Below are 18,601 nucleotides of genomic sequence, written 5' to 3'. Positions count from 1 at the left end.
ACGGAGCAGACGACGAATGGCATTGACGCTCGAGGAACTCGTAAAGCGGTTCGGCGGCGATATCGCCGGCGACGCACAGTGCAAGGTGAGCGGGCTCGCACCGCTCGACCAGGCAGGCCCTCAGCAGCTCGCGTTCCTCGCGAATCCGAAGTACCTGTCGCAGGTCGAGTCGACCCGCGCAGGCGCGGTATTGATCGCACCGAAGGATCTGGAAAAGCTGGGCGCGGCCGCTAACGGCCGCACTTTCGTTGTGACGCCGAATCCGTACGCGTACTTCGCGCGCGTCGCGCAGTTGTTCATCGACCTGGCCGCGCCGCCGCGCGCCGCCGGCGTGCATCCGAGCGCGACGATCGATCCGGCCGCACAGGTCGCCGCGAGCGCGGTGATCGGCCCGCACGTGACGGTCGAGGCCGGCGCGGTGATCGAAGACGGCGTGCAGCTCGACGCGAACGTATTCGTCGGCCGCGGCACGACGATCGGCGCGGGCTCGCATCTTTATCCGAACGCATCGGTGTACCACGGCTGCAAGGTCGGCCCGCGCGCGATCATCCATTCGGGTGCCGTGATCGGCTCCGACGGCTTCGGCTTCGCGCCGGATTTCGTCGGCGACGGCGACGCGCGCACCGGCAGCTGGGTCAAGATCCCGCAGGTCGGCGGCGTATCGATCGGCCCGGACGTCGAGATCGGCGCGAACACGACGATCGATCGCGGCGCGATGGCGGATACCGTCATCGAGGAATGCGTGAAGATCGACAACCAGGTGCAGATCGCCCACAACTGCCGGATCGGCGCCTACACGGTGATCGCCGGCAAGGCAGGCATCGCGGGCAGCACGACGATCGGCCGCCACTGCATGATCGGCGGCGCGGCCGGGATCGCCGGCCACGTGACGCTCGGCGACTATGTCATCATCACCGCGAATTCGGGCGTGTCGAAGTCGCTGCCGAAGGCCGGCATCTATACCAGCGCGTTCCCGGCCGTCGACCACGGCGAATGGAACAAGAGCGCCGCGCTCGTGCGCAATCTCGACAAGCTGCGTGATCGCATCAAGGCGCTCGAAGCCACGCTTGCCGCCCAGGGCGGCACGGACGCCTGAGCGCACCATGCGAGACCACGAACCGGGCACGGCCAGCGCAACCGGCCCGGTTTGCCAGACTGGGCCGCGCGGCGGCCCGCTTCAGCCTTTGCATCACCACCGCGCAGCATCTGCGTGAGACGAACCATCATGAGCACTGAAAAAATCAATCTCGACATCCACAAGATCCTCACGCTGCTGCCGCATCGCTACCCGATTCTGCTCGTCGATCGCGTGCTCGAGCTCGAGCCGCACAAAGGGATCAAAGCGCTGAAGAACGTGTCGATCAACGAGCCGTTCTTCCAGGGGCATTTCCCGAAGCGGCCGGTGATGCCGGGTGTGCTGATCCTCGAGGCGCTCGCGCAGGCCGCGGCGCTGCTGACCTTCGCGGAAGAGCAGCCGAAGGATCCGGAGAACACGCTGTATTACTTCGTCGGGATCGACGGCGCCCGCTTCAAGCGGGTGGTCGAACCGGGCGATCAACTGATTCTGAACGTGACGTTCGAACGCTACATCCGCGGCATCTGGAAATTCAAGGCGGTGGCGGAAGTGGACGGGAAGGTGGCGGCGGAAGCCGAGCTGATGTGCACGGTCAAGACGACCGACGCGGCGCCCTGAGCGACGCGGCACGCATGGGCAACGCAACGCGACACATCACATCGAGAGGCAACGGCGCATGACCAGGATTCATCCCACCGCGATTGTCGAACCGGGCGCGCAGATCGACGAGTCGGTCGAGATCGGCCCGTACGCGATCGTCGGTCCGCATGTCACGATCGGCGCGCGCACGACGATCGGCTCGCACAGCGTGATCGAAGGCCATACGACGCTCGGCGAGGACAACCGCATCGGCCATTACGCGTCGGTCGGCGGCCGTCCGCAGGACATGAAGTACAAGGACGAGCCGACGAAGCTCGTGATCGGCAATCGCAACACGATCCGCGAATTCACGACGATCCACACGGGCACCGTGCAGGACGTCGGCGTGACGACGCTCGGCGACGACAACTGGATCATGGCCTACGTGCACATCGGCCATGACTGCCGGGTCGGCAACCACGTGATCCTGTCGAGCAACGCGCAGATGGCCGGCCACGTCGAGATCGGCGACTGGGCGATCGTCGGCGGGATGTCGGGCGTTCACCAGTTCGTGCGCATTGGCGCGCACTCGATGCTGGGCGGCGCGTCGGCACTCGTCCAGGACATTCCGCCGTTCGTGATCGCGGCAGGCAACAAGGCCGAGCCGCACGGGATCAACGTCGAAGGGCTGCGCCGGCGCGGTTTCTCGGCCGACGCGATCTCGGCGCTGCGCAGCGCTTACCGCCTGCTGTACAAGAACGGCCTGTCGTTCGAGGAAGCGAAGGTGCAGCTGCGCGAGCTGGCGGAGGCGGGCGGCGAGGGCGATGCGCCCGTGAAGGCGCTCGTCGAGTTCATCGACGCGTCTCAACGCGGCATCATCCGCTAAGCGATGCCGCTTCCGACCAATCAGCTTCGGCTCGCGATGGTGGCCGGCGAGCCGTCGGGCGACCTGCTCGCGGCGTCGCTGCTCGGCGGTCTGCGCGAGCGGCTGCCTGAATCGGCCCAGTATTACGGGATCGGCGGGCAGCGAATGATCGCGCAGGGCTTCGACTCGCACTGGCAGATGGACAAGCTGACCGTGCGTGGTTATGTCGAGGCGCTGGGCCAGATTCCCGAGATCCTGCGGATTCGCGGCGAACTGAAGCGCCAGCTGCTCGCCGAGCGGCCGGACGCGTTCATCGGCGTCGACGCGCCCGACTTCAACTTCAACGTCGAACAGGCCGCGCGCGACGCGGGCATCCCGTCGATCCACTTCGTGTGCCCGTCGATCTGGGCATGGCGTGGCGGCCGGATCAAGAAGATCGCCAAGTCCGTCGACCACATGCTGTGCCTGTTCCCGTTCGAACCGGCGATTCTCGACAAGGCAGGCGTCGCATCGACCTACGTCGGCCATCCGCTGGCCGACGAGATTCCGCTCGAGCCCGACACGCACGGCGCGCGCATCGCGCTGGGACTGCCGGCCGACGGCCCCGTGATTGCGGTGCTGCCGGGCAGCCGGCGCTCGGAGATCGCGCTGATCGGCCCGACGTTCTTCGCGGCGATGGCGCTGATGCAGCAACGCGAGCCCGGTGTGCGATTCGTGATGCCGGCGGCGACGCCTGCACTGCGCGAGTTGCTGCAGCCGCTCGTCGACGCGCATCCGCAGCTGGCATTGACGATCACCGACGGCCGCTCGCAGGTCGCGATGACGGCCGCCGACGCGATCCTCGTGAAGAGCGGCACCGTCACGCTGGAAGCCGCGCTGCTGAAGAAGCCGATGGTGATCTCGTACAAGGTGCCCTGGCTGACCGGGCAGATCATGCGCCGGCAGGGTTACCTGCCTTACGTCGGCTTGCCGAACATCCTGGCGGGGCGCTTCGTCGTGCCCGAGCTGCTGCAGCATTTCGCGACGCCCGAGGCGCTGGCCGACGCGACGCTCACGCAGCTGCGCGACGACGCGAACCGCCGCACGCTGACCGAAGTGTTTACCGAAATGCATCTTTCGCTGCGGCAGAACACGGCCGCGAAGGCGGCCGAAGCGGTCGTGCGCGTGCTCGAACAACGCAAGGGGCGCGCATGACGGCAGTACGAGCAACGCGTCGCCGCGCATCGAGCGACGTGCAGGGCGGCTTCGACTTCAGCCGGCCCGACGAGATCGTCTGCGGTGTCGACGAAGCCGGGCGCGGCCCGCTCGCGGGGCCGGTGGTGGCCGCCGCGGTGATCCTCGATCCGGCGCAGCCGATCGAAGGCCTCGACGATTCGAAGGCGCTGTCCGCGAAGAAGCGCGACGCGCTGTACGACCTGATCGTCGCGCGTTCGCGCGCGTATTGCGTCGCGTCGGCAAGCGTCGACGAAATCGATACGCTGAACATCCTGCACGCGACGATGCTGGCGATGAAGCGGGCCGTCGAAGGCCTGTCGGTGCTGCCGACGCTCGCGCAGATCGACGGCAACCGTTGCCCGACGCTGACGGTGCGCGCCGAAGCGATCGTCAGCGGCGACGCGCTCGTGCCGAGCATCTCGGCCGCGTCGATCCTCGCGAAGGTCACGCGCGACCGCATGCTCGTCGACCTGCACGAACGCTTCCCGGTGTACGGCTTCAACGTGCATGCGGGTTACGGCACCGCGAAACACCTTGCCGCGCTGCGCGAGCACGGCCCGTGCGAAGCGCATCGGCGCACGTTCGCACCGGTTCGCGCCGCACTTGACCTGATTCGATGAAAAGCATCACTTCCCGCGACAACCCGCTGTACAAGCGCCTGAAGGCGCTCGCGGGTTCGACGTCCCAGCAGCGCCGCGGCGGTCAGGCACTGCTCGAAGGGTTCCACCTCGCCAGCGCGTACCTCGATACGGGTGCCACGCCCGAGCTGTGCGTCGCCACCGAAGGCGCGCTCGGCCACGCCGAGGCACAGGCGATCGTCGCGCGCGTCGACGCACAGCGTGTCGTCACGCTGCCCGATGCGTTGTTCGGACAGCTGTCGAGCGTTGTCAACGGCGTCGGTTTCCTGTTGCTCGTCGACCGGCCGGCTCATCCGCTGCCGGAGCGCGTGACGCACACGTCGGTCGTACTCGACGGCGTGCAGGATGCCGGCAACGTCGGCTCGATCCTGCGCAGTGCGGCCGCGGCCGGCGTGCGCCATGTGTTCTGCGCGCCGGGTACGGCCTACGCGTGGTCGTCGAAGGTGCTGCGTTCGGGCATGGGCGCGCACTTCCTGCTGTCGATCCACGAGGATGTGGCGCCCGATACGCTCGCCGAGCGGCTCGACGTACCGGTCGCGCTGACCGACTCGCACGGCGCGCAGGCGATCTACGATTGCGACCTGTCGGGGCCGGTCGCATGGGTGTTCGGCAACGAGGGCGCCGGCGTATCGGCGTTCTGGCGCGATGCGGCGGCGCATCGCGTGACGATTCCGCAGCCGGGCGGGATGGAGTCGCTGAATGTTGCCGCTGCCGCGGCGGTGTGCCTGTTCGAACAGGTGCGACAGCAGCGGCACGCATGAGGCCCGGGCGCGCACTGCCGCACGCGCAACCCGCACAACGAAAAAAGGCCGCGTCGAACGCGGCCTTTTTGTTTCCGGCGGCGGCCAGGGGCCGCACGCGCGCGGATGCTCAGTACGACTGCCGGTCGAGGCGGATTTCCTGCAGGATCGTCGTCGCGATTTCCTCGATCGACTTGTGCGTCGACGACAGCCACTTGATCCCTTCGCGGCGCATCATCGCTTCGGCCTCGTTGATCTCGTAGCGGCAGTTCTCGGGCGCCGCGTACTTGCTGCCCGGCCGGCGCTCGTTGCGGATCTCCGACAGGCGCTGCGGGTCGATCGACAGCCCGAACAGCTTCTCGCGGTGCGTGGAGAGCGACGACGGCAGCTTGCCGCGTTCGAAATCTTCCGGAATCAGCGGATAGTTCGCGGCCTTCACGCCGTACTGCATCGCGAGATACAGGCTCGTCGGCGTCTTGCCGCTGCGCGACACGCCGACGAGGATCACGTCGGCTTCCGACAGGTTGCGGTTCGACTGGCCGTCGTCGTGCGCGAGCGAGAAGTTGATCGCCTCGATCCGCGTCTTGTATTCCTCGGTGTCCGCGTTCTGGTGGCCGCGGCCCATCGCGTGGCTCGACTTGAGCTCCAGTTCCTGCTCGAGCGGCTCGACGAAGCGCTGGAACATGTCGAGCACGAGCGCGTTCGAGCGTTTGACGATGTCGTTCGACTCGCTGTCGACGAGCGTCGTGAACACGATCGCGCGGCGGCCGTCGTGCACGGCGGCGTCGTTGATCTTCTCGACGGTCGCGTAGGCCTTGTCGGGCGAGTCGATGAACGGCACGCGCACGAGACGGAATTTCTGGTCGAACTGGGAGAGGATCGAGTGCGCGAAGGTTTCGGCAGTGATCCCGGTGCCGTCGGAGACGATGAATACGGTAGGCAGCATGAATCTGGGCGTCGAACGTGAAGGGCGGTTGCGCGGGGGCTGGAGGTTCGCCTCCAGACGCAGTGACAAGGTCGCGCCACATCCGGCAGCCGGCACGGTAGAATAGCGGCAACCTGTTGGATAAGCAATTGCGGGGGCAGGGTGCGAACGGCGCCCTCGGCTTGCCCGCTCGACTCCAAAATTCCCGGCAAGTTCGGCGATTTGTCTGAATATATCGCCCTTCTGCCGGGATTTTTGCAAATCGGGTCGGAAGATTTCTGCCGCTGCGATTGTTTATCTAACAGGTTGCGCAAGACGCGCCGCGCCTTTTTGCAAGCGCCCGCGTCCGAGCCCACTTGCGCAATCGAGTATTTTTTTCACACTTAGGGGCTTGTATGACTAACGCAGCAAACGTCGCAAAGGACCAGGCGTATGTAATTCCGTTCGAGCAGTTGCGGATGACCGATGTGGAGATCGTGGGCGGCAAGAATGCGTCGCTCGGCGAGATGATCAGCCAGCTTTCCGAGGCTGGCGTTCGCGTACCCACCGGTTTCGCCACGACCGCGCTCGCTTTCCGCGATTTCCTCACGCACAACGACCTGACCGATCGGATTGCCAAGCGTCTCGAGTCCCTCGACATCGACGACGTGAAGGCGCTCGCCGAAGCCGGTGCCGAAATCCGCAAGTGGATCGTCGACGCACCGATGCAGGCGCGCCTCGAGCAGGAAATCCGCGCGCAGTTCGAAGTCCTGAAGAACGGCTCGCCGAGCGAGCTGTCGTTTGCCGTGCGCTCGTCCGCGACCGCGGAAGACCTGCCGGACGCATCGTTTGCCGGCCAGCAGGAGTCGTACCTGAACGTCGTCGGCATCGAGGACGTGCTCGACCGCATGAAGCACGTGTTCGCGTCGCTGTACAACGATCGCGCGATCTCGTACCGCGTGCACAAGGGCTTCACGCACGCCGAGGTCGCCCTGTCGGCCGGCGTGCAGCGCATGGTCCGCTCGGACGTCGGCGCGGCCGGCGTGATGTTCACGATCGACACCGAATCGGGCTTCAAGGACGCCGTGTTCATCACGTCGAGCTATGGCCTGGGCGAAACCGTCGTGCAAGGCGCGGTGAACCCGGACGAGTTCTATGTGTTCAAGACGACGCTCGCGCAGGACAAGTACCCGATCATCCGCCGCTCGATCGGCTCGAAGCTGATCAAGATGGAATTCACGCAGCCGGGCGAGCCGGGCCGCGTGAAGACCGTCGACGTGCCGCACGAACAGCGCAACCGCTACTCGATCACCGACGAAGACGTGATCGAGCTGGCGAAGTACGCGGTCATCATCGAGAAGCACTACCAGCGTCCAATGGACATCGAGTGGGGCAAGGACGGCCGCGACGGCAAGATCTTCATCCTGCAGGCACGCCCGGAAACGGTGAAGAGCCAGGCGACCGGCAAGGCCGAGCAGCGCTTCAAGCTGAAGGGCCAGTCGCAGGTGCTGGCGACGGGCCGTGCGATCGGCCAGAAGATCGGCGCGGGCCCCGTGCGCGTGATCCAGGATCCGTCGGAAATGGAACGCGTGCAGCCGGGCGACGTGCTGGTTGCCGACATGACCGACCCGAACTGGGAGCCGGTGATGAAGCGCGCGGCCGCGATCGTCACGAACCGCGGCGGCCGGACCTGCCACGCGGCGATCATCGCGCGTGAGCTCGGCGTGCCGGCTGTGGTCGGCTGCGGCGATGCGACCGACATCCTGAAGGACGGCGCGCTCGTCACCGTGTCGTGCGCGGAAGGCGACGAAGGCAAGATCTACGACGGCCTGCTCGAGACGGAAGTCACGGAGGTGCAGCGCGGCGAACTGCCGGAAATCCCGGTCAAGATCATGATGAACGTCGGCAACCCGCAGCTCGCGTTCGACTTCTCGCAACTGCCGAACGGCGGTGTGGGCCTCGCGCGTCTCGAGTTCATCATCAACAACAACATCGGCGTTCACCCGAAGGCGATCCTCGAGTACCCGAACATCGACCAGGACCTGAAGAAGGCGGTCGAGAGCGTTGCGCGCGGCCACGCGTCGCCGCGTCAGTTCTACGTCGACAAGCTGACGGAAGGTGTCGCGACGATCGCCGCGGCGTTCTATCCGAAGCCCGTGATCGTGCGTCTGTCCGACTTCAAGTCGAACGAGTACAAGAAGCTGATCGGCGGTTCGCGTTACGAGCCGGACGAGGAAAACCCGATGCTGGGTTTCCGCGGCGCATCGCGCTACATCGCCGAAGACTTCGCGCCGGCGTTCGAGATGGAATGCCGTGCACTGAAGCGCGTGCGTGACGAGATGGGCCTGACGAACGTCGAGATCATGGTGCCGTTCGTGCGTACCGTGAAGCAGGCGGAGCGTGTGGTCGGCCTGCTCGAGAAGTTCGGCCTGAAGCGCGGCGAAAACGGCCTGCGCCTCGTGATGATGTGCGAAGTCCCGACCAACGCGATCCTCGCCGAAGAGTTCCTGGAACACTTCGACGGTTTCTCGATCGGCTCGAACGACCTCACGCAGCTCACGCTCGGCCTCGACCGCGATTCGGGCATGGAACTGCTGGCAGTCGACTTCGACGAGCGCGATCCGGCCGTCAAGTTCCTGCTGAAGCGTGCGATCGATACCTGCCGCCGGATGGGCAAGTACGTCGGCATCTGCGGCCAGGGCCCGTCCGATCACCCGGACTTCGCGCAATGGCTGACCGACGAAGGCATCGTGTCGATCTCGCTGAACCCCGACACGATCATCGAAACGTGGCAGGCGCTGGCCAACCGGAAGTAACGGCCGGTAATGCATCTTCGGCGAAAGGGCGGCACCGCTGCGCTTTCGATGAAGGCAAAATGCAAGGTTCATGCTATAAACACCCCGGTAGGCACCGGGGTGTTTTTGTTTGTGGGTACGCACCGGGCCGCTCCCAACGTGCCGACCGTCGTCTCGGGGGCGGCGAACGGGTCGATCCGGAGTCGTGCTTCGGCGCATAATCCGGGCCCATGCAACGCAGGTGCGCGTTGGGGACGTTTTTCTGGAGACCACAATGATGTCGGGGCATCTGTTCTGGTGGGTCGCGGTGGGCGTGCTGGTCGTGGCCGAACTGCTGACGGGCACGTTCTACCTGCTGATGATCGCGCTCGGCTTTCTCGCGGGCGGGTTGCTGCAGCTGGCCGGTTTCGCGCCGCATGTGCAGTTCGGCGCGGCGGCCGCAGTCGCGATCATCGCGATGATCGTGCTGCGCCGTTCGGGGCTTGGTCGCAAGCAGAAGCGCGACACGTCGACGAATCCCGACGTCAATCTCGATATCGGCTCGACCGTCATGGTCGATGCGTGGCGTGACGGCCGCGCGCGCGTGCAGTATCGCGGCGCCGACTGGGACGTCGAGCTGGCGAACGGCGAGCGCGACGACGCGCGTGTGTATCAGGTGAGCGCCGTACGAGGCAACTGTCTCGTGGTCGTGGCGAAACCCGCGGGCTGATTGTCCGCTGATAAAACAAGGAGGGAACGCTTCATGGATTCGCTGATCATCTGGGTTGTCCTGCTCGTCATCGCGATCGTGATCGTGTCGAAGACGGTGAAGATCGTGCCGCAGCAACATGCGTGGGTGCTCGAGCGTTTCGGGCGCTATCACGCGACGCTGTCGCCCGGTCTCAATATCGTGCTGCCGTTCGTCGATCGCATCGCGTACCGGCACGTGCTGAAGGAAATTCCGCTCGATGTGCCGAGCCAGATCTGTATCACGCGCGACAACACGCAGTTGCAGGTCGACGGCGTGCTGTATTTCCAGGTGATGGACCCGATGAAGGCGTCGTACGGGTCGAGCAACTTCGTGTTCGCAATCACGCAGCTGTCGCAGACGATGCTGCGCTCGGTGATCGGCAAGCTGGAGCTCGACAAGACCTTCGAGGAGCGCGACTTCATCAACCACAGCATCGTGTCGGCGCTCGACGACGCCGCCGCGAACTGGGGCGTGAAGGTGCTGCGCTACGAGATCAAGGACCTGACGCCGCCGAAGGAAATCCTGCACGCGATGCAGGCGCAGATCACCGCCGAGCGCGAAAAGCGCGCGCTGATCGCCGCCTCCGAAGGCCGCAAGCAGGAGCAGATCAACCTCGCGTCGGGCGCTCGCGAGGCGGCGATCCAGAAATCCGAGGGCGAGCGGCAGGCCGCGATCAACCAGGCGCAAGGCGAGGCCGCCGCGATTCTTGCCGTGGCCGAGGCGAACGCGCAGGCGATCCAGAAGATCGCGAACGCGATGCAGTCGCAGGGCGGCATGGACGCGGTGAACCTGAAGGTCGCCGAACAGTATGTCGGCGCGTTCGCGAATCTCGCGAAGCAGGGCAATACGCTGATCGTGCCGTCGAACCTGTCGGATCTCGGTTCGGCGGTCGCGTCGGCGCTGACGATCGTCAAGAGCGCGTCGCCGGCCGCGGGCGGGAAGGGCTGAGCCAGTGCGCCCGGTGCGCGGGTGGCCGCCGTGTGCGGCGAATCGTCGCGCAGCCGGGCGAGTTCGGCTGGGGCCCGTAGGGTGCCTTCGGCACGAATCGCCAGCCGAAACCACCGGCGTTGCGCGCCGAATGCTGCTGGCAGCCTCCGGGTGACCGGCGCGCACGATTCAGGAACCCAAAGCAACACGGCCCGCTTCGAGCGGGCCGTGTCGTTTGTGATGCGGGTTGCGCGCGTCAGGTGCCGGCGCGCATGATGCGTGCCTTTTCGCGTTCCCAGTCGCGTTTCTTCTCGGTTTCGCGCTTGTCGTGCAGCTTCTTGCCCTTCGCGAGCGCGATGTCGCACTTCACGCGACCGCCCTTGTAGTGGAAGTTCAGCGGCACGAGCGTGTAGCCGCGCTGCTCGACCTTGCCGATCAGTTTCTTGATCTCGTCGCGGTGCAGCAGCAGCTTGCGCGTGCGAACCGGGTCGGGCGTGATGTGTGTCGAGGCTTCGGGCAGCGGGCTGATGTGGGTGCCGATCAGGAAGATCTCGCCGCTCTTCACCACGACGTAGCCTTCCCTGATCTGGCCACGCCCGGCGCGCAGCGCCTTGACTTCCCAGCCCTCCAGCACGAGCCCCGCCTCGTAGCGTTCCTCGATGTGATAATCGAAGTGCGCTTTCCTGTTGTCGATGATGCTCATGAATGGATTGGGCCAACTCGTTTAAAATCACGATTTTAGCAAAGCGGGGCGAGAATCGCCCGGCTTGCGTTCCCACCTTCAGCGATGCCGCGCGATTTATGGCAGATGTCCAGAAAACCGTATTGATCCGTCACTCGGCGGAACAGATGTTCGACCTCGTCACCGACGTGGCCGACTACCCCAATTTCCTGCCCTGGTGCGGCGGCGTCGAGATTCGCCGTCAGGACGACAGCGGGATGGAAGCGCGCATCGACATCAACTTCAAGGGCATCAAGCAGCATTTCGCGACGCGCAACACGCAGGAGCGCCCGACGCGGATCGACATGGAGTTCACGGACGGTCCGTTCAAGAAGTTCACGGGCACGTGGCGCTTCACGGCGCTGCGCGCCGATGCGTGCAAGATCGAATTCGCGCTGCATTACGAGTTTTCGAGCATTCTGCTCGAGAAGATCATCGGGCCCGTGTTCAGCCACATCGCGAACACGTTCGTCGATTCGTTCGTGAAGCGCGCCGACCAGCGCTACGGGAAGGGGTGACGCGATGCTGTCGATCGAAGTCTGTTATGCGCTGCCGGACCGCCAGACGCTGATTCCGCTGTCGCTGCCCGAAGGGGCGACCGTGCGCTCGGCGATCGACGCGAGCGGCGTGCTCACGCTGCACCCGGAGATCGATCTCGCGCACGCGAAGACGGGCGTGTTCGGCAAGCTCGCACCGCTCGATGCGCCGCTCGCCGACCACGACCGTGTCGAGATCTACCGCCCGCTGATCGTCGATCCGAAACTGGCGCGCCAGCGGCGCGTCGACAAAACCCGCCGCGCCGGCTCCGTCGAGGGGCGCAAGTGGATGCACAAGGACGCGCGCTGACGCGCCCGGTTTCGCGCCTTTCGTTCCTATTCGTCTGATCAAACGCCGCGGCGCTCAGTGGGCCGCGGCGTTTGCGTTTGCCGATGCGCTGCCCGGCGTATTGCCGCCGGCGGGCGTGTCGCCGTGCTGTCGCACCGACCCGTAGACGCCCGCGAGCAGCAGCACGAGCGCGGCGATTTCGAGCGCGTGCGGCATCCGCTGGTCGTACACGAACGCGTAAAGCATCGCGAACACGGTTTCGAACACGATCAACTGGCCCGACAGCGTGAGAGGCAGCCGCTTCGACGCGGCATTCCATAGCCCGTTACCGAGCCACGACGCGCCGATCGCGAGCACGAGGTTCAGCAGCCAGAACAGCTGCCAGCGCGATGCCGGGACGGCCGCCTGCACCGTGCCGGCCGGCAGCGCGAGGATTGCGATCCAGCAGAGGCCGCCGATCAGGCCGGTCACGACGCCCCACAGCACCGACCACTCGTTGCCACCGAAATGATGATGGCGCTGAAGGTAGCGCGCGTTCGCGACCGCGTACCAGGTCCAGCTCGCGAGCGCGCCCGCCGCGCAAGCGATCCCTGCGAGCTTCTGGCCGAGCGTCGTCGCGTGCGCGGCCTCGGACGTGAACAGGTCGACGTTGATGCAGACGATGCCCGCGATCACCAGCCCGAGCGGCGCGGCGAGCCGCCGCAGCGGCACGGCGCCGTGGTCGCCGAGGCCCGCGAGCGTGACGGTGACGGGCAGCACGCCGACGATCAGCGAGCTCGGCGCGATGCCGATCAGGTGCACGGCGCCGGACAGCAGCATGTAGTACGCGACGTTGCCGACGACGGCGAGCTTCACGAGGGCGACGAGATCCTCGCGCGTCAGCCGCGCGAGCAGCGAGCGGACGGCCGGCAGCGCGGCCGCGAGCGAGACGAGGCCGTACATCGTGTAGCGGCCGGCGCTCAGCAGCAGCGGCGAAAAATCGGTCAGCAGCCGCGGAACGAGAAACACCATGCCCCACATGGCACCGGCCAGGACACCATAAACCACACCGCGCTGCATCGACCGCTCCGAACAAATGACTGACGAGCGGGCATGTTAGCGACGCCGTCCCGACGGCGTCTTGTTCAATCCTGCACTCCGCGCACGGCGGCGCGGCGACTGGCGGCGGCTCAGGCGTCTGCCGGATCGGGCGTCGCTGCGGCACCGTCGCCCGACGTGCGCGCCTGCGAGTGCGCCGGCCGCCGCACGGCGCGCAGCTTGCCGCTGTTGCCGCCGCCGCAGTAGAAACGGTCGCGGCCGTCGGATTCGAGCCCCGACACGCCGACGCCGGGCGGCATGTCGACCTGTTCCAGCACCTGTCCCGTGCGCGGATCGATGTGCCGCGGCTCGCTCTGGTCGGCTTCCCAGGTGCCGTGCCACAGCTCGCCGTCGACCCACGTCACGCCGGTGACGAAGCGGTTCGATTCGATCGTGCGCAGCACGGCGCCCGATTCCGGATCGATCTGATGAATCTTGCGTTCGCGGTACTGGCCGACCCACAGCGTGCCTTCGGCCCATGCAAGCCCCGAGTCGGCGCCGCCGCCAGGGGCCGGGATCGTCGCGAGTACGCGGCCCGATTCGGGATCGATCTTCTCGATGCGGTCCTCGACGATCTGGAACAGGTGGCGGCCGTCGAACGCGGTGCCCGCATGCGCGGCGACGTCGATCGAGCGGACGGTCGTGCCGCGTTCCGGATCGAGCGCATTCAGCTTGTCGCCGGATGCGTACCACACGTGCTGCCCGTCGAACGTGACGCCGTGCACGCCGTCGACGCCCGGAAACGGGCCGTATTCGCGAATGATGTCTGCGCTGGAGCGTTTCATGTTCGTCACCTCGTGGTTCGGTGAGGTCATCCTAATCTCCCGGCAGCGGCGCCGGGAGTAACAAGGTGGTCGCGAATCCGGGCAGTGGCGGTGTCAGCCAGCGGCGCGCTCGGCCGCGGCCGAGCGCCTGCACCTTGTCCGCTTCGGCGAGCGCGTCGAGCGCGCGCTGCACGGTGCGCTGGCTCGCGCCGAGGGCGAGCGCCAGCGCGGAACTCGACCACGCCTCGCCGTCGGCGAGGAGCGCGAGCACGGCCGCGTGGCGATCGTCGACCGGGCGTGCGAGGACGACGGTCTCGCGCATGCCGAGCGGTTCGAGCGCGAAGCCGCGCGGCGTCGCGATGATATTTGCGAGCGGCCGCAGTACCGCGCGCAACCGGCCGATCTCGACGCGCAGGCGCGCACGATGCGATTCGTCCGCATGTTTCGCGCGGAACGCGGCGGCGACGAGCGTGTTTCTCGACACGTCGGTCGGCCATGCCTCGCCGAGCGCGCGGGCGAGCACGAACAGCACGGGGCGCCGCGCGAGCGACACGGTCGTGCGGGCGTCGCGCACCGTGTGGCGGCACGCGTCGACGACGAGCGCATTCGACGCGAATAGCGTTTCGACTTCGTCGAGCTGCACGAGCCGCGACGTGCCGCGCGCGATGAGTCGCGCGGCCGGTGCGTCGAGCACGCGCGCCGCGGTATCGACCTCGGCCGTCAGCGCGGCGATGCCGGCGTCGCGGGCGGCCGCGCGCGCACGGGCGAGCGCGGCGCGGGCCACGTGCGTGCGGATGCGGCGCATCGCGATGCCGGCAGCGATCAGCTCGTGGGCGGTACGCGACGCGGCCGGCAGCGGCGCGGGATCGAGGTTCGCGAGCATCTGTTCGGCATCGTCGACATGACCGATCAGCAGCAGCCGGCGCACGCCGAGATAACGGGCATGCGCGGCGTTCGCATGGTCGCCGTGCGCGTCGAGCGTCGCGCAGGCGGCATCGAGCGCGCGTGTCGGCCAGCGGAGATCGCGCGACGCAAGCGCGATCTCGGCTTCCGCGACGACGCAGCGCGCACGCGCCACGGCTTCCTTCGCGCCGAACGCGCGCGCGGCACTGCGCACGAGTACGCGCGCGCGTTCGAAATCGCCGAGTTGCGCCATCGCGATGCCCCGCAGCGCGAGCGCCGGCGCATCGTCGCGCAGCGCGACGCGGTTCAGCGCGCCGAGCGCGTCACCGGCCGCGAGCGCGCGCGCGGCTGCCGTGATCAGCGAATCCATTCGAATCCCGACACACTTGTCACTCCCTCCGGTCCGATGCCCGGCACTAATCTAGCACCACGCACACGGCCCCGTACGCCGTGCCTGGATACCCAACGGAAGGAGGCACCCGCAATGACGACCCATCTCACCGGAACACGCAACGAATGGCTGGCCGAGCGCAGGGCGCTGCTCGACGCGGAAAAGGCGCTGACGCGGCAAAGCGACGAACTCGCGCGGCGGCGCCAGGCACTGCCATGGGTGCGTGTCGACAAGGCTTACCGGTTCGACACCGAAGACGGGCAGGCGACGCTCGACGACCTGTTTCGCGGCCGTTCGCAACTGCTCGTCTATCACTTCATGTTCGGCCCCGACTACAAGGCCGGCTGCCCGTCGTGCTCGGCGCTTGCCGACGGCTTCGCCGGCTTTGCCGTGCACCTGGCGAACCACGACGTGACGCTCACGGCCGTGTCGCGCGCACCGCTCGCGAAGCTGCTCGCCTACCGGCAGCGGATGGGGTGGACCTTTCCGTGGGCGTCGTCGGTCGGCAGCGATTTCAACTTCGACTTCAACGTGTCGTTCACCGAAACGCAGCAGCGCACGGGCGACGTCGAATACAACTATGCGCGGTCGGGCCATGCGATGGACATGGATCCGCCGCCGCCGGTGGTCGCGCAGTTCGCGGCGACCTGCGGCACCGACGCGGCCACGTATGCGCTCGACCGGCCGGGGATGAGCGCGTTCGTGCGCGAGGATGGCGTCGTCTATCACACGTACTCGACCTATGCGCGCGGGCTCGACGGGTTGTGGGGGATGTACCAGTGGCTCGATCGCGCGCCGCTCGGGCGTAACGAGGCGGGCGCCTGGTGGCGCCGCCATGACGAGTACGCGCGCGGCTGAGCGCGTGCCGGCGACGGACGGGAGCGTGCGATGACACGGCCGGCAACTGGAGATACGGGCCCCGATTCGCGGATGTTCGCGGTGGCGCTCGTGGCCGTGTTCGCCGTTGCCGCGACGGCGACGCTGGCGCAGCACGCGTCGATGGCCGCGATGGGCGGCGAACCGATGCCCGGCGGCTGGATGATCTCGGCGACCTGGCTGCGGCCGTGCGGCTGGGGCGCCGGCCGCGCGTTCGCGGCATTCGCCGGCATGTGGGGCACGATGACGGTGACGATGATGCTGCCCGTGCTCGCGCCGACGCTCTGGCAGTACCGGCAGCACGTCGGTCCGCTGGCAGCGACGCGTTTGACCTGGCTCGTCGTCGTCGCGGGCGCCGGGTATTTCGCGGTATGGATGGCGTTCGGCGCGCTTGCGTTCCCGGCCGGCGGCGCGCTGGCGGCTGCCGCGGCGCGGCTGCCGGCACTGGCCCGCATGATGCCGTTCGCGGCCGGCGCGGTCGTGTCCGGCGCGGGCGTGCTGCAGTTCTCGGCGTGGAAGGCGCGGCGGCTGGCTTGCTGTCGGCACGCGGCGCCGCACGCGTGCGTGCCACGCGTGGATACGGGCGCCGCATGGCGGCACGGCGTGCGAGCGGCCATGCGTTGCAGCGCCTGTTGCGGGAACCTGATGACGGTCGCGCTGGCGGCCGGCGTGATGGATCTGCGCGTGATGGCCGCGGTGACGGTCGCGATCGCCGCCGAGCGCCTCGCGCCGGCCGGCGGGCGTGTGGCGCGGATCGTCGGCGGCGTCGCGATCGGGGGCGGTATCGCGATGATCGCGCGCGCGGCCGGGCTGCTGTAAGACCGGGGAAGCGAGCCGCATGGCGGGCCGCTGTGGTGCGTTGCCGGCCCGCGTGCGCCGGCGGCCGTCACCACGGTGTGGCCCGGCCGCGACAGCCACGCGTGCCGTGGCGCGGCCGCTTGCGCGAATGGCTCGATGCGGCGGTGAAACGAAAGGCGATCGAAAACGAACCGAACGGCGATCCGAACGATTCGGCCCCCGAACGCCTGGAAACGGCTAAGCCGTTGTTCGTGTTGTGAAAATTCGCAGCGCTTCGCGTATAATTCGCTTTTGCGCCCATAGGATTTGCCATGCGTCTGATCCAAAAAGCACTCACTTTCGATGACGTGCTCCTCGTTCCCGCCTTCTCCGACGTTCTGCCGCGCGACACCAGCCTCAAGACCAAGCTGACCCGCAACATCTCCCTGAACATGCCGCTCGTGTCCGCCGCCATGGATACGGTCACCGAAGGTCGCCTCGCGATCGCGATGGCGCAGCAGGGTGGTGTCGGTATCGTCCACAAGAACCTCACGCCGGCCGAACAGGCCCGCGAGGTCGCGAAGGTCAAGCGTTTCGAATCGGGCGTCGTCCGCGATCCGATCACGGTGCCGCCGCAAATGAAGGTGCGCGATGTGATCGCGCTGTCGCGCCAGCATGGCATCTCGGGTTTCCCGGTCGTCGAAGGCCCGCAGCTCGTCGGCATCGTCACGAACCGCGACCTGCGTTTCGAAACGCGCCTCGATGAGCCGGTCAAGTCGATCATGACGCCGCGCGAGCGTCTCGTCACGGTCAAGGAAGGCACGCCGCTCGCCGAAGCGAAGGCGCTGATGCACAGCCACCGCCTCGAGCGCGTGCTGGTCGTCAACGACGCGTTCGAACTGCGCGGCCTGATGACCGTCAAGGACATCACGAAGCAGACCGAGCACCCGGACGCGTGCAAGGACGAACACGGCAAGCTGCGCGCAGGCGCCGCGGTCGGCGTCGGTGCCGACAACGAAGAGCGCGTCGAACTGCTCGTGCAAGCCGGCGTCGACGTGATCGTCGTCGATACCGCGCACGGTCACAGCAAGGGCGTGCTCGAGCGCGTCCGCTGGGTCAAGCAGAACTTCCCGCACGTCGAAGTGATCGGCGGCAACATCGCGACGGCCGCCGCCGCGAAGGCGCTCGTCGAATACGGCGCGGACGCGGTCAAGGTCGGTATCGGCCCGGGCTCGATCTGCACGACGCGGATCGTCGCGGGTGTCGGCGTGCCGCAGATCAGCGCGATCGCGAATGTCGCGGACGCACTGAAGGGCACGGGCGTGCCGTGCATCGCCGACGGCGGCGTGCGCTTCTCGGGCGACGTGTCGAAGGCCCTCGCGGCCGGCGCGAACGCGGTGATGATGGGCAGCATGTTCGCGGGTACCGAAGAGGCGCCGGGCGACGTGTTCCTGTACCAGGGCCGCCAGTACAAGTCGTACCGCGGCATGGGTTCGGTCGGTGCGATGAAGGACGGCGCGGCGGACCGCTACTTCCAGGACAACTCGGCGAACATCGACAAGCTCGTGCCGGAAGGCATCGAAGGCCGCGTCGCCTACAAGGGTTCGGTCAACGCGATCCTGTTCCAGCTGGTCGGCGGTGTGCGCGCCAGCATGGGCTACTGCGGTTGCCGTTCGATCGACGAGCTGCACGACAAGGCCGAATTCGTCCAGATCACCGCGGCGGGCATGCGCGAGTCGCACGTGCACGACGTGCAGATCACGAAGGAAGCGCCGAACTACCACGTGGACTGATCGCCG

General features: G+C 67.1%; 19 protein-coding genes. 14 read left to right on the top strand and 5 right to left on the bottom strand.

Annotated features, from left to right (window positions below):
- Nucleotides 1-16 precede the first annotated feature (16 nt).
- From lpxD to ACN22W_RS11275, 6 genes are all read left to right on the top strand, one after another.
- On the top strand, nucleotides 17-1,096 hold the full coding sequence (lpxD, locus tag ACN22W_RS11300; RefSeq protein WP_419684295.1) for a UDP-3-O-(3-hydroxymyristoyl)glucosamine N-acyltransferase: 1,080 nt from the start codon (nucleotides 17-19) through the stop codon (nucleotides 1,094-1,096).
- A 129-nt stretch (nucleotides 1,097-1,225) separates the two neighbouring features.
- Nucleotides 1,226-1,693, top strand: a complete 468-nt coding sequence (gene fabZ / locus ACN22W_RS11295) for a 3-hydroxyacyl-ACP dehydratase FabZ (RefSeq protein WP_017331951.1) — start codon at nucleotides 1,226-1,228, stop codon at nucleotides 1,691-1,693.
- Nucleotides 1,694-1,751: 58 nt separating this feature from the next.
- Nucleotides 1,752-2,540: an acyl-ACP--UDP-N-acetylglucosamine O-acyltransferase gene (gene lpxA / locus ACN22W_RS11290; protein ID WP_129512423.1), complete on the top strand. Its 789-nt coding sequence runs from the start codon at nucleotides 1,752-1,754 to the stop codon at nucleotides 2,538-2,540.
- Between the two features lie 3 nt (nucleotides 2,541-2,543).
- Complete coding sequence (lpxB, locus tag ACN22W_RS11285; protein ID WP_043888491.1) at nucleotides 2,544-3,713, top strand: lipid-A-disaccharide synthase; 1,170 nt, start codon at nucleotides 2,544-2,546, stop codon at nucleotides 3,711-3,713.
- Nucleotides 3,710-4,354, top strand: a complete 645-nt coding sequence (rnhB, locus tag ACN22W_RS11280; RefSeq protein WP_419684290.1) for a ribonuclease HII — start codon at nucleotides 3,710-3,712, stop codon at nucleotides 4,352-4,354. The genes lpxB and rnhB overlap by 4 nt, the downstream gene beginning before the upstream one ends.
- Nucleotides 4,351-5,133, top strand: a complete 783-nt coding sequence (locus ACN22W_RS11275) for a TrmH family RNA methyltransferase (protein WP_419684288.1) — start codon at nucleotides 4,351-4,353, stop codon at nucleotides 5,131-5,133. The genes rnhB and ACN22W_RS11275 overlap by 4 nt, the downstream gene beginning before the upstream one ends.
- A 109-nt stretch (nucleotides 5,134-5,242) precedes the next feature.
- Here the strand turns inward: ACN22W_RS11275 and ACN22W_RS11270 are convergent, their stop codons facing one another.
- A complete protein-coding gene (locus ACN22W_RS11270; protein ID WP_048248608.1) occupies nucleotides 5,243-6,058 on the bottom strand; it encodes a pyruvate, water dikinase regulatory protein in 816 nt (271 codons plus the stop codon).
- A 374-nt stretch (nucleotides 6,059-6,432) separates the two neighbouring features.
- On the opposite strand from ACN22W_RS11270, the gene ppsA reads away from it, so the two are divergent.
- The 3 genes from ppsA (at nucleotide 6,433) to ACN22W_RS11255 (ending at nucleotide 10,489) form a co-directional block, all read left to right on the top strand.
- Nucleotides 6,433-8,832, top strand: coding sequence for a phosphoenolpyruvate synthase (gene ppsA, locus ACN22W_RS11265; protein ID WP_129512419.1), 2,400 nt, complete (start codon nucleotides 6,433-6,435; stop codon nucleotides 8,830-8,832).
- Between the two features lie 253 nt (nucleotides 8,833-9,085).
- On the top strand, nucleotides 9,086-9,520 hold the full coding sequence (locus tag ACN22W_RS11260) for an NfeD family protein (protein WP_048248606.1): 435 nt from the start codon (nucleotides 9,086-9,088) through the stop codon (nucleotides 9,518-9,520).
- A gap of 33 nt (nucleotides 9,521-9,553) precedes the next feature.
- The gene (locus tag ACN22W_RS11255) at nucleotides 9,554-10,489 is read left to right on the top strand and encodes an SPFH domain-containing protein (RefSeq protein WP_048248604.1); all 936 of its coding nucleotides are present in this window, start codon (nucleotides 9,554-9,556) and stop codon (nucleotides 10,487-10,489) included.
- Between the two features lie 235 nt (nucleotides 10,490-10,724).
- On the opposite strand, the gene smpB is transcribed toward ACN22W_RS11255, so the two are convergent.
- A complete protein-coding gene (gene smpB / locus ACN22W_RS11250; RefSeq protein WP_048248603.1) occupies nucleotides 10,725-11,171 on the bottom strand; it encodes an SsrA-binding protein SmpB in 447 nt (148 codons plus the stop codon).
- Between the two features lie 98 nt (nucleotides 11,172-11,269).
- On the opposite strand from smpB, the gene ACN22W_RS11245 reads away from it, so the two are divergent.
- Together ACN22W_RS11245 and ACN22W_RS11240 are read left to right on the top strand one after the other, a co-directional pair.
- Nucleotides 11,270-11,707 (top strand): type II toxin-antitoxin system RatA family toxin, encoded by a 438-nt coding sequence (locus ACN22W_RS11245; protein ID WP_129512416.1) that lies wholly within the window; start codon nucleotides 11,270-11,272, stop codon nucleotides 11,705-11,707.
- A gap of 4 nt (nucleotides 11,708-11,711) precedes the next feature.
- Nucleotides 11,712-12,035, top strand: a complete 324-nt coding sequence (locus ACN22W_RS11240; RefSeq protein ID WP_419684283.1) for an RnfH family protein — start codon at nucleotides 11,712-11,714, stop codon at nucleotides 12,033-12,035.
- A gap of 54 nt (nucleotides 12,036-12,089) precedes the next feature.
- Here ACN22W_RS11240 and ACN22W_RS11235 read toward each other — a convergent pair whose 3' ends face one another.
- The 3 genes from ACN22W_RS11235 to ACN22W_RS11225 form a co-directional block, all read right to left on the bottom strand.
- Nucleotides 12,090-13,073 (bottom strand): DMT family transporter, encoded by a 984-nt coding sequence (locus ACN22W_RS11235; protein WP_419684281.1) that lies wholly within the window; start codon nucleotides 13,071-13,073, stop codon nucleotides 12,090-12,092.
- Nucleotides 13,074-13,183: 110 nt separating this feature from the next.
- Nucleotides 13,184-13,876 (bottom strand): glutamine cyclotransferase, encoded by a 693-nt coding sequence (locus ACN22W_RS11230; protein ID WP_419684279.1) that lies wholly within the window; start codon nucleotides 13,874-13,876, stop codon nucleotides 13,184-13,186.
- A gap of 31 nt (nucleotides 13,877-13,907) precedes the next feature.
- Nucleotides 13,908-15,128 carry a helix-turn-helix domain-containing protein gene (locus ACN22W_RS11225; protein ID WP_419684277.1) on the bottom strand — a complete coding sequence of 407 codons (1,221 nt, stop codon included), beginning with the start codon at nucleotides 15,126-15,128 and terminating at the stop codon, nucleotides 13,908-13,910.
- Between the two features lie 114 nt (nucleotides 15,129-15,242).
- On the opposite strand from ACN22W_RS11225, the gene ACN22W_RS11220 reads away from it, so the two are divergent.
- The 3 genes from ACN22W_RS11220 (at nucleotide 15,243) to guaB (ending at nucleotide 18,595) form a co-directional block, all read left to right on the top strand.
- On the top strand, nucleotides 15,243-16,007 hold the full coding sequence (locus ACN22W_RS11220; protein WP_419684275.1) for a DUF899 domain-containing protein: 765 nt from the start codon (nucleotides 15,243-15,245) through the stop codon (nucleotides 16,005-16,007).
- 30 nt (nucleotides 16,008-16,037) lie between these two features.
- Nucleotides 16,038-16,844 carry a DUF2182 domain-containing protein gene (locus ACN22W_RS11215; protein WP_419684273.1) on the top strand — a complete coding sequence of 269 codons (807 nt, stop codon included), beginning with the start codon at nucleotides 16,038-16,040 and terminating at the stop codon, nucleotides 16,842-16,844.
- A gap of 290 nt (nucleotides 16,845-17,134) precedes the next feature.
- Nucleotides 17,135-18,595: an IMP dehydrogenase gene (gene guaB / locus ACN22W_RS11210; protein WP_048248592.1), complete on the top strand. Its 1,461-nt coding sequence runs from the start codon at nucleotides 17,135-17,137 to the stop codon at nucleotides 18,593-18,595.
- Nucleotides 18,596-18,601 lie beyond the last annotated feature (6 nt).

This window comes from Burkholderia theae, assembly GCF_048565265.1.
Lineage (GTDB): Bacteria > Pseudomonadota > Gammaproteobacteria > Burkholderiales > Burkholderiaceae > Burkholderia > Burkholderia theae.
Note: the sequence above shows the minus strand (reverse complement) of the source record. Positions and strands in the feature narration are given on the sequence as shown.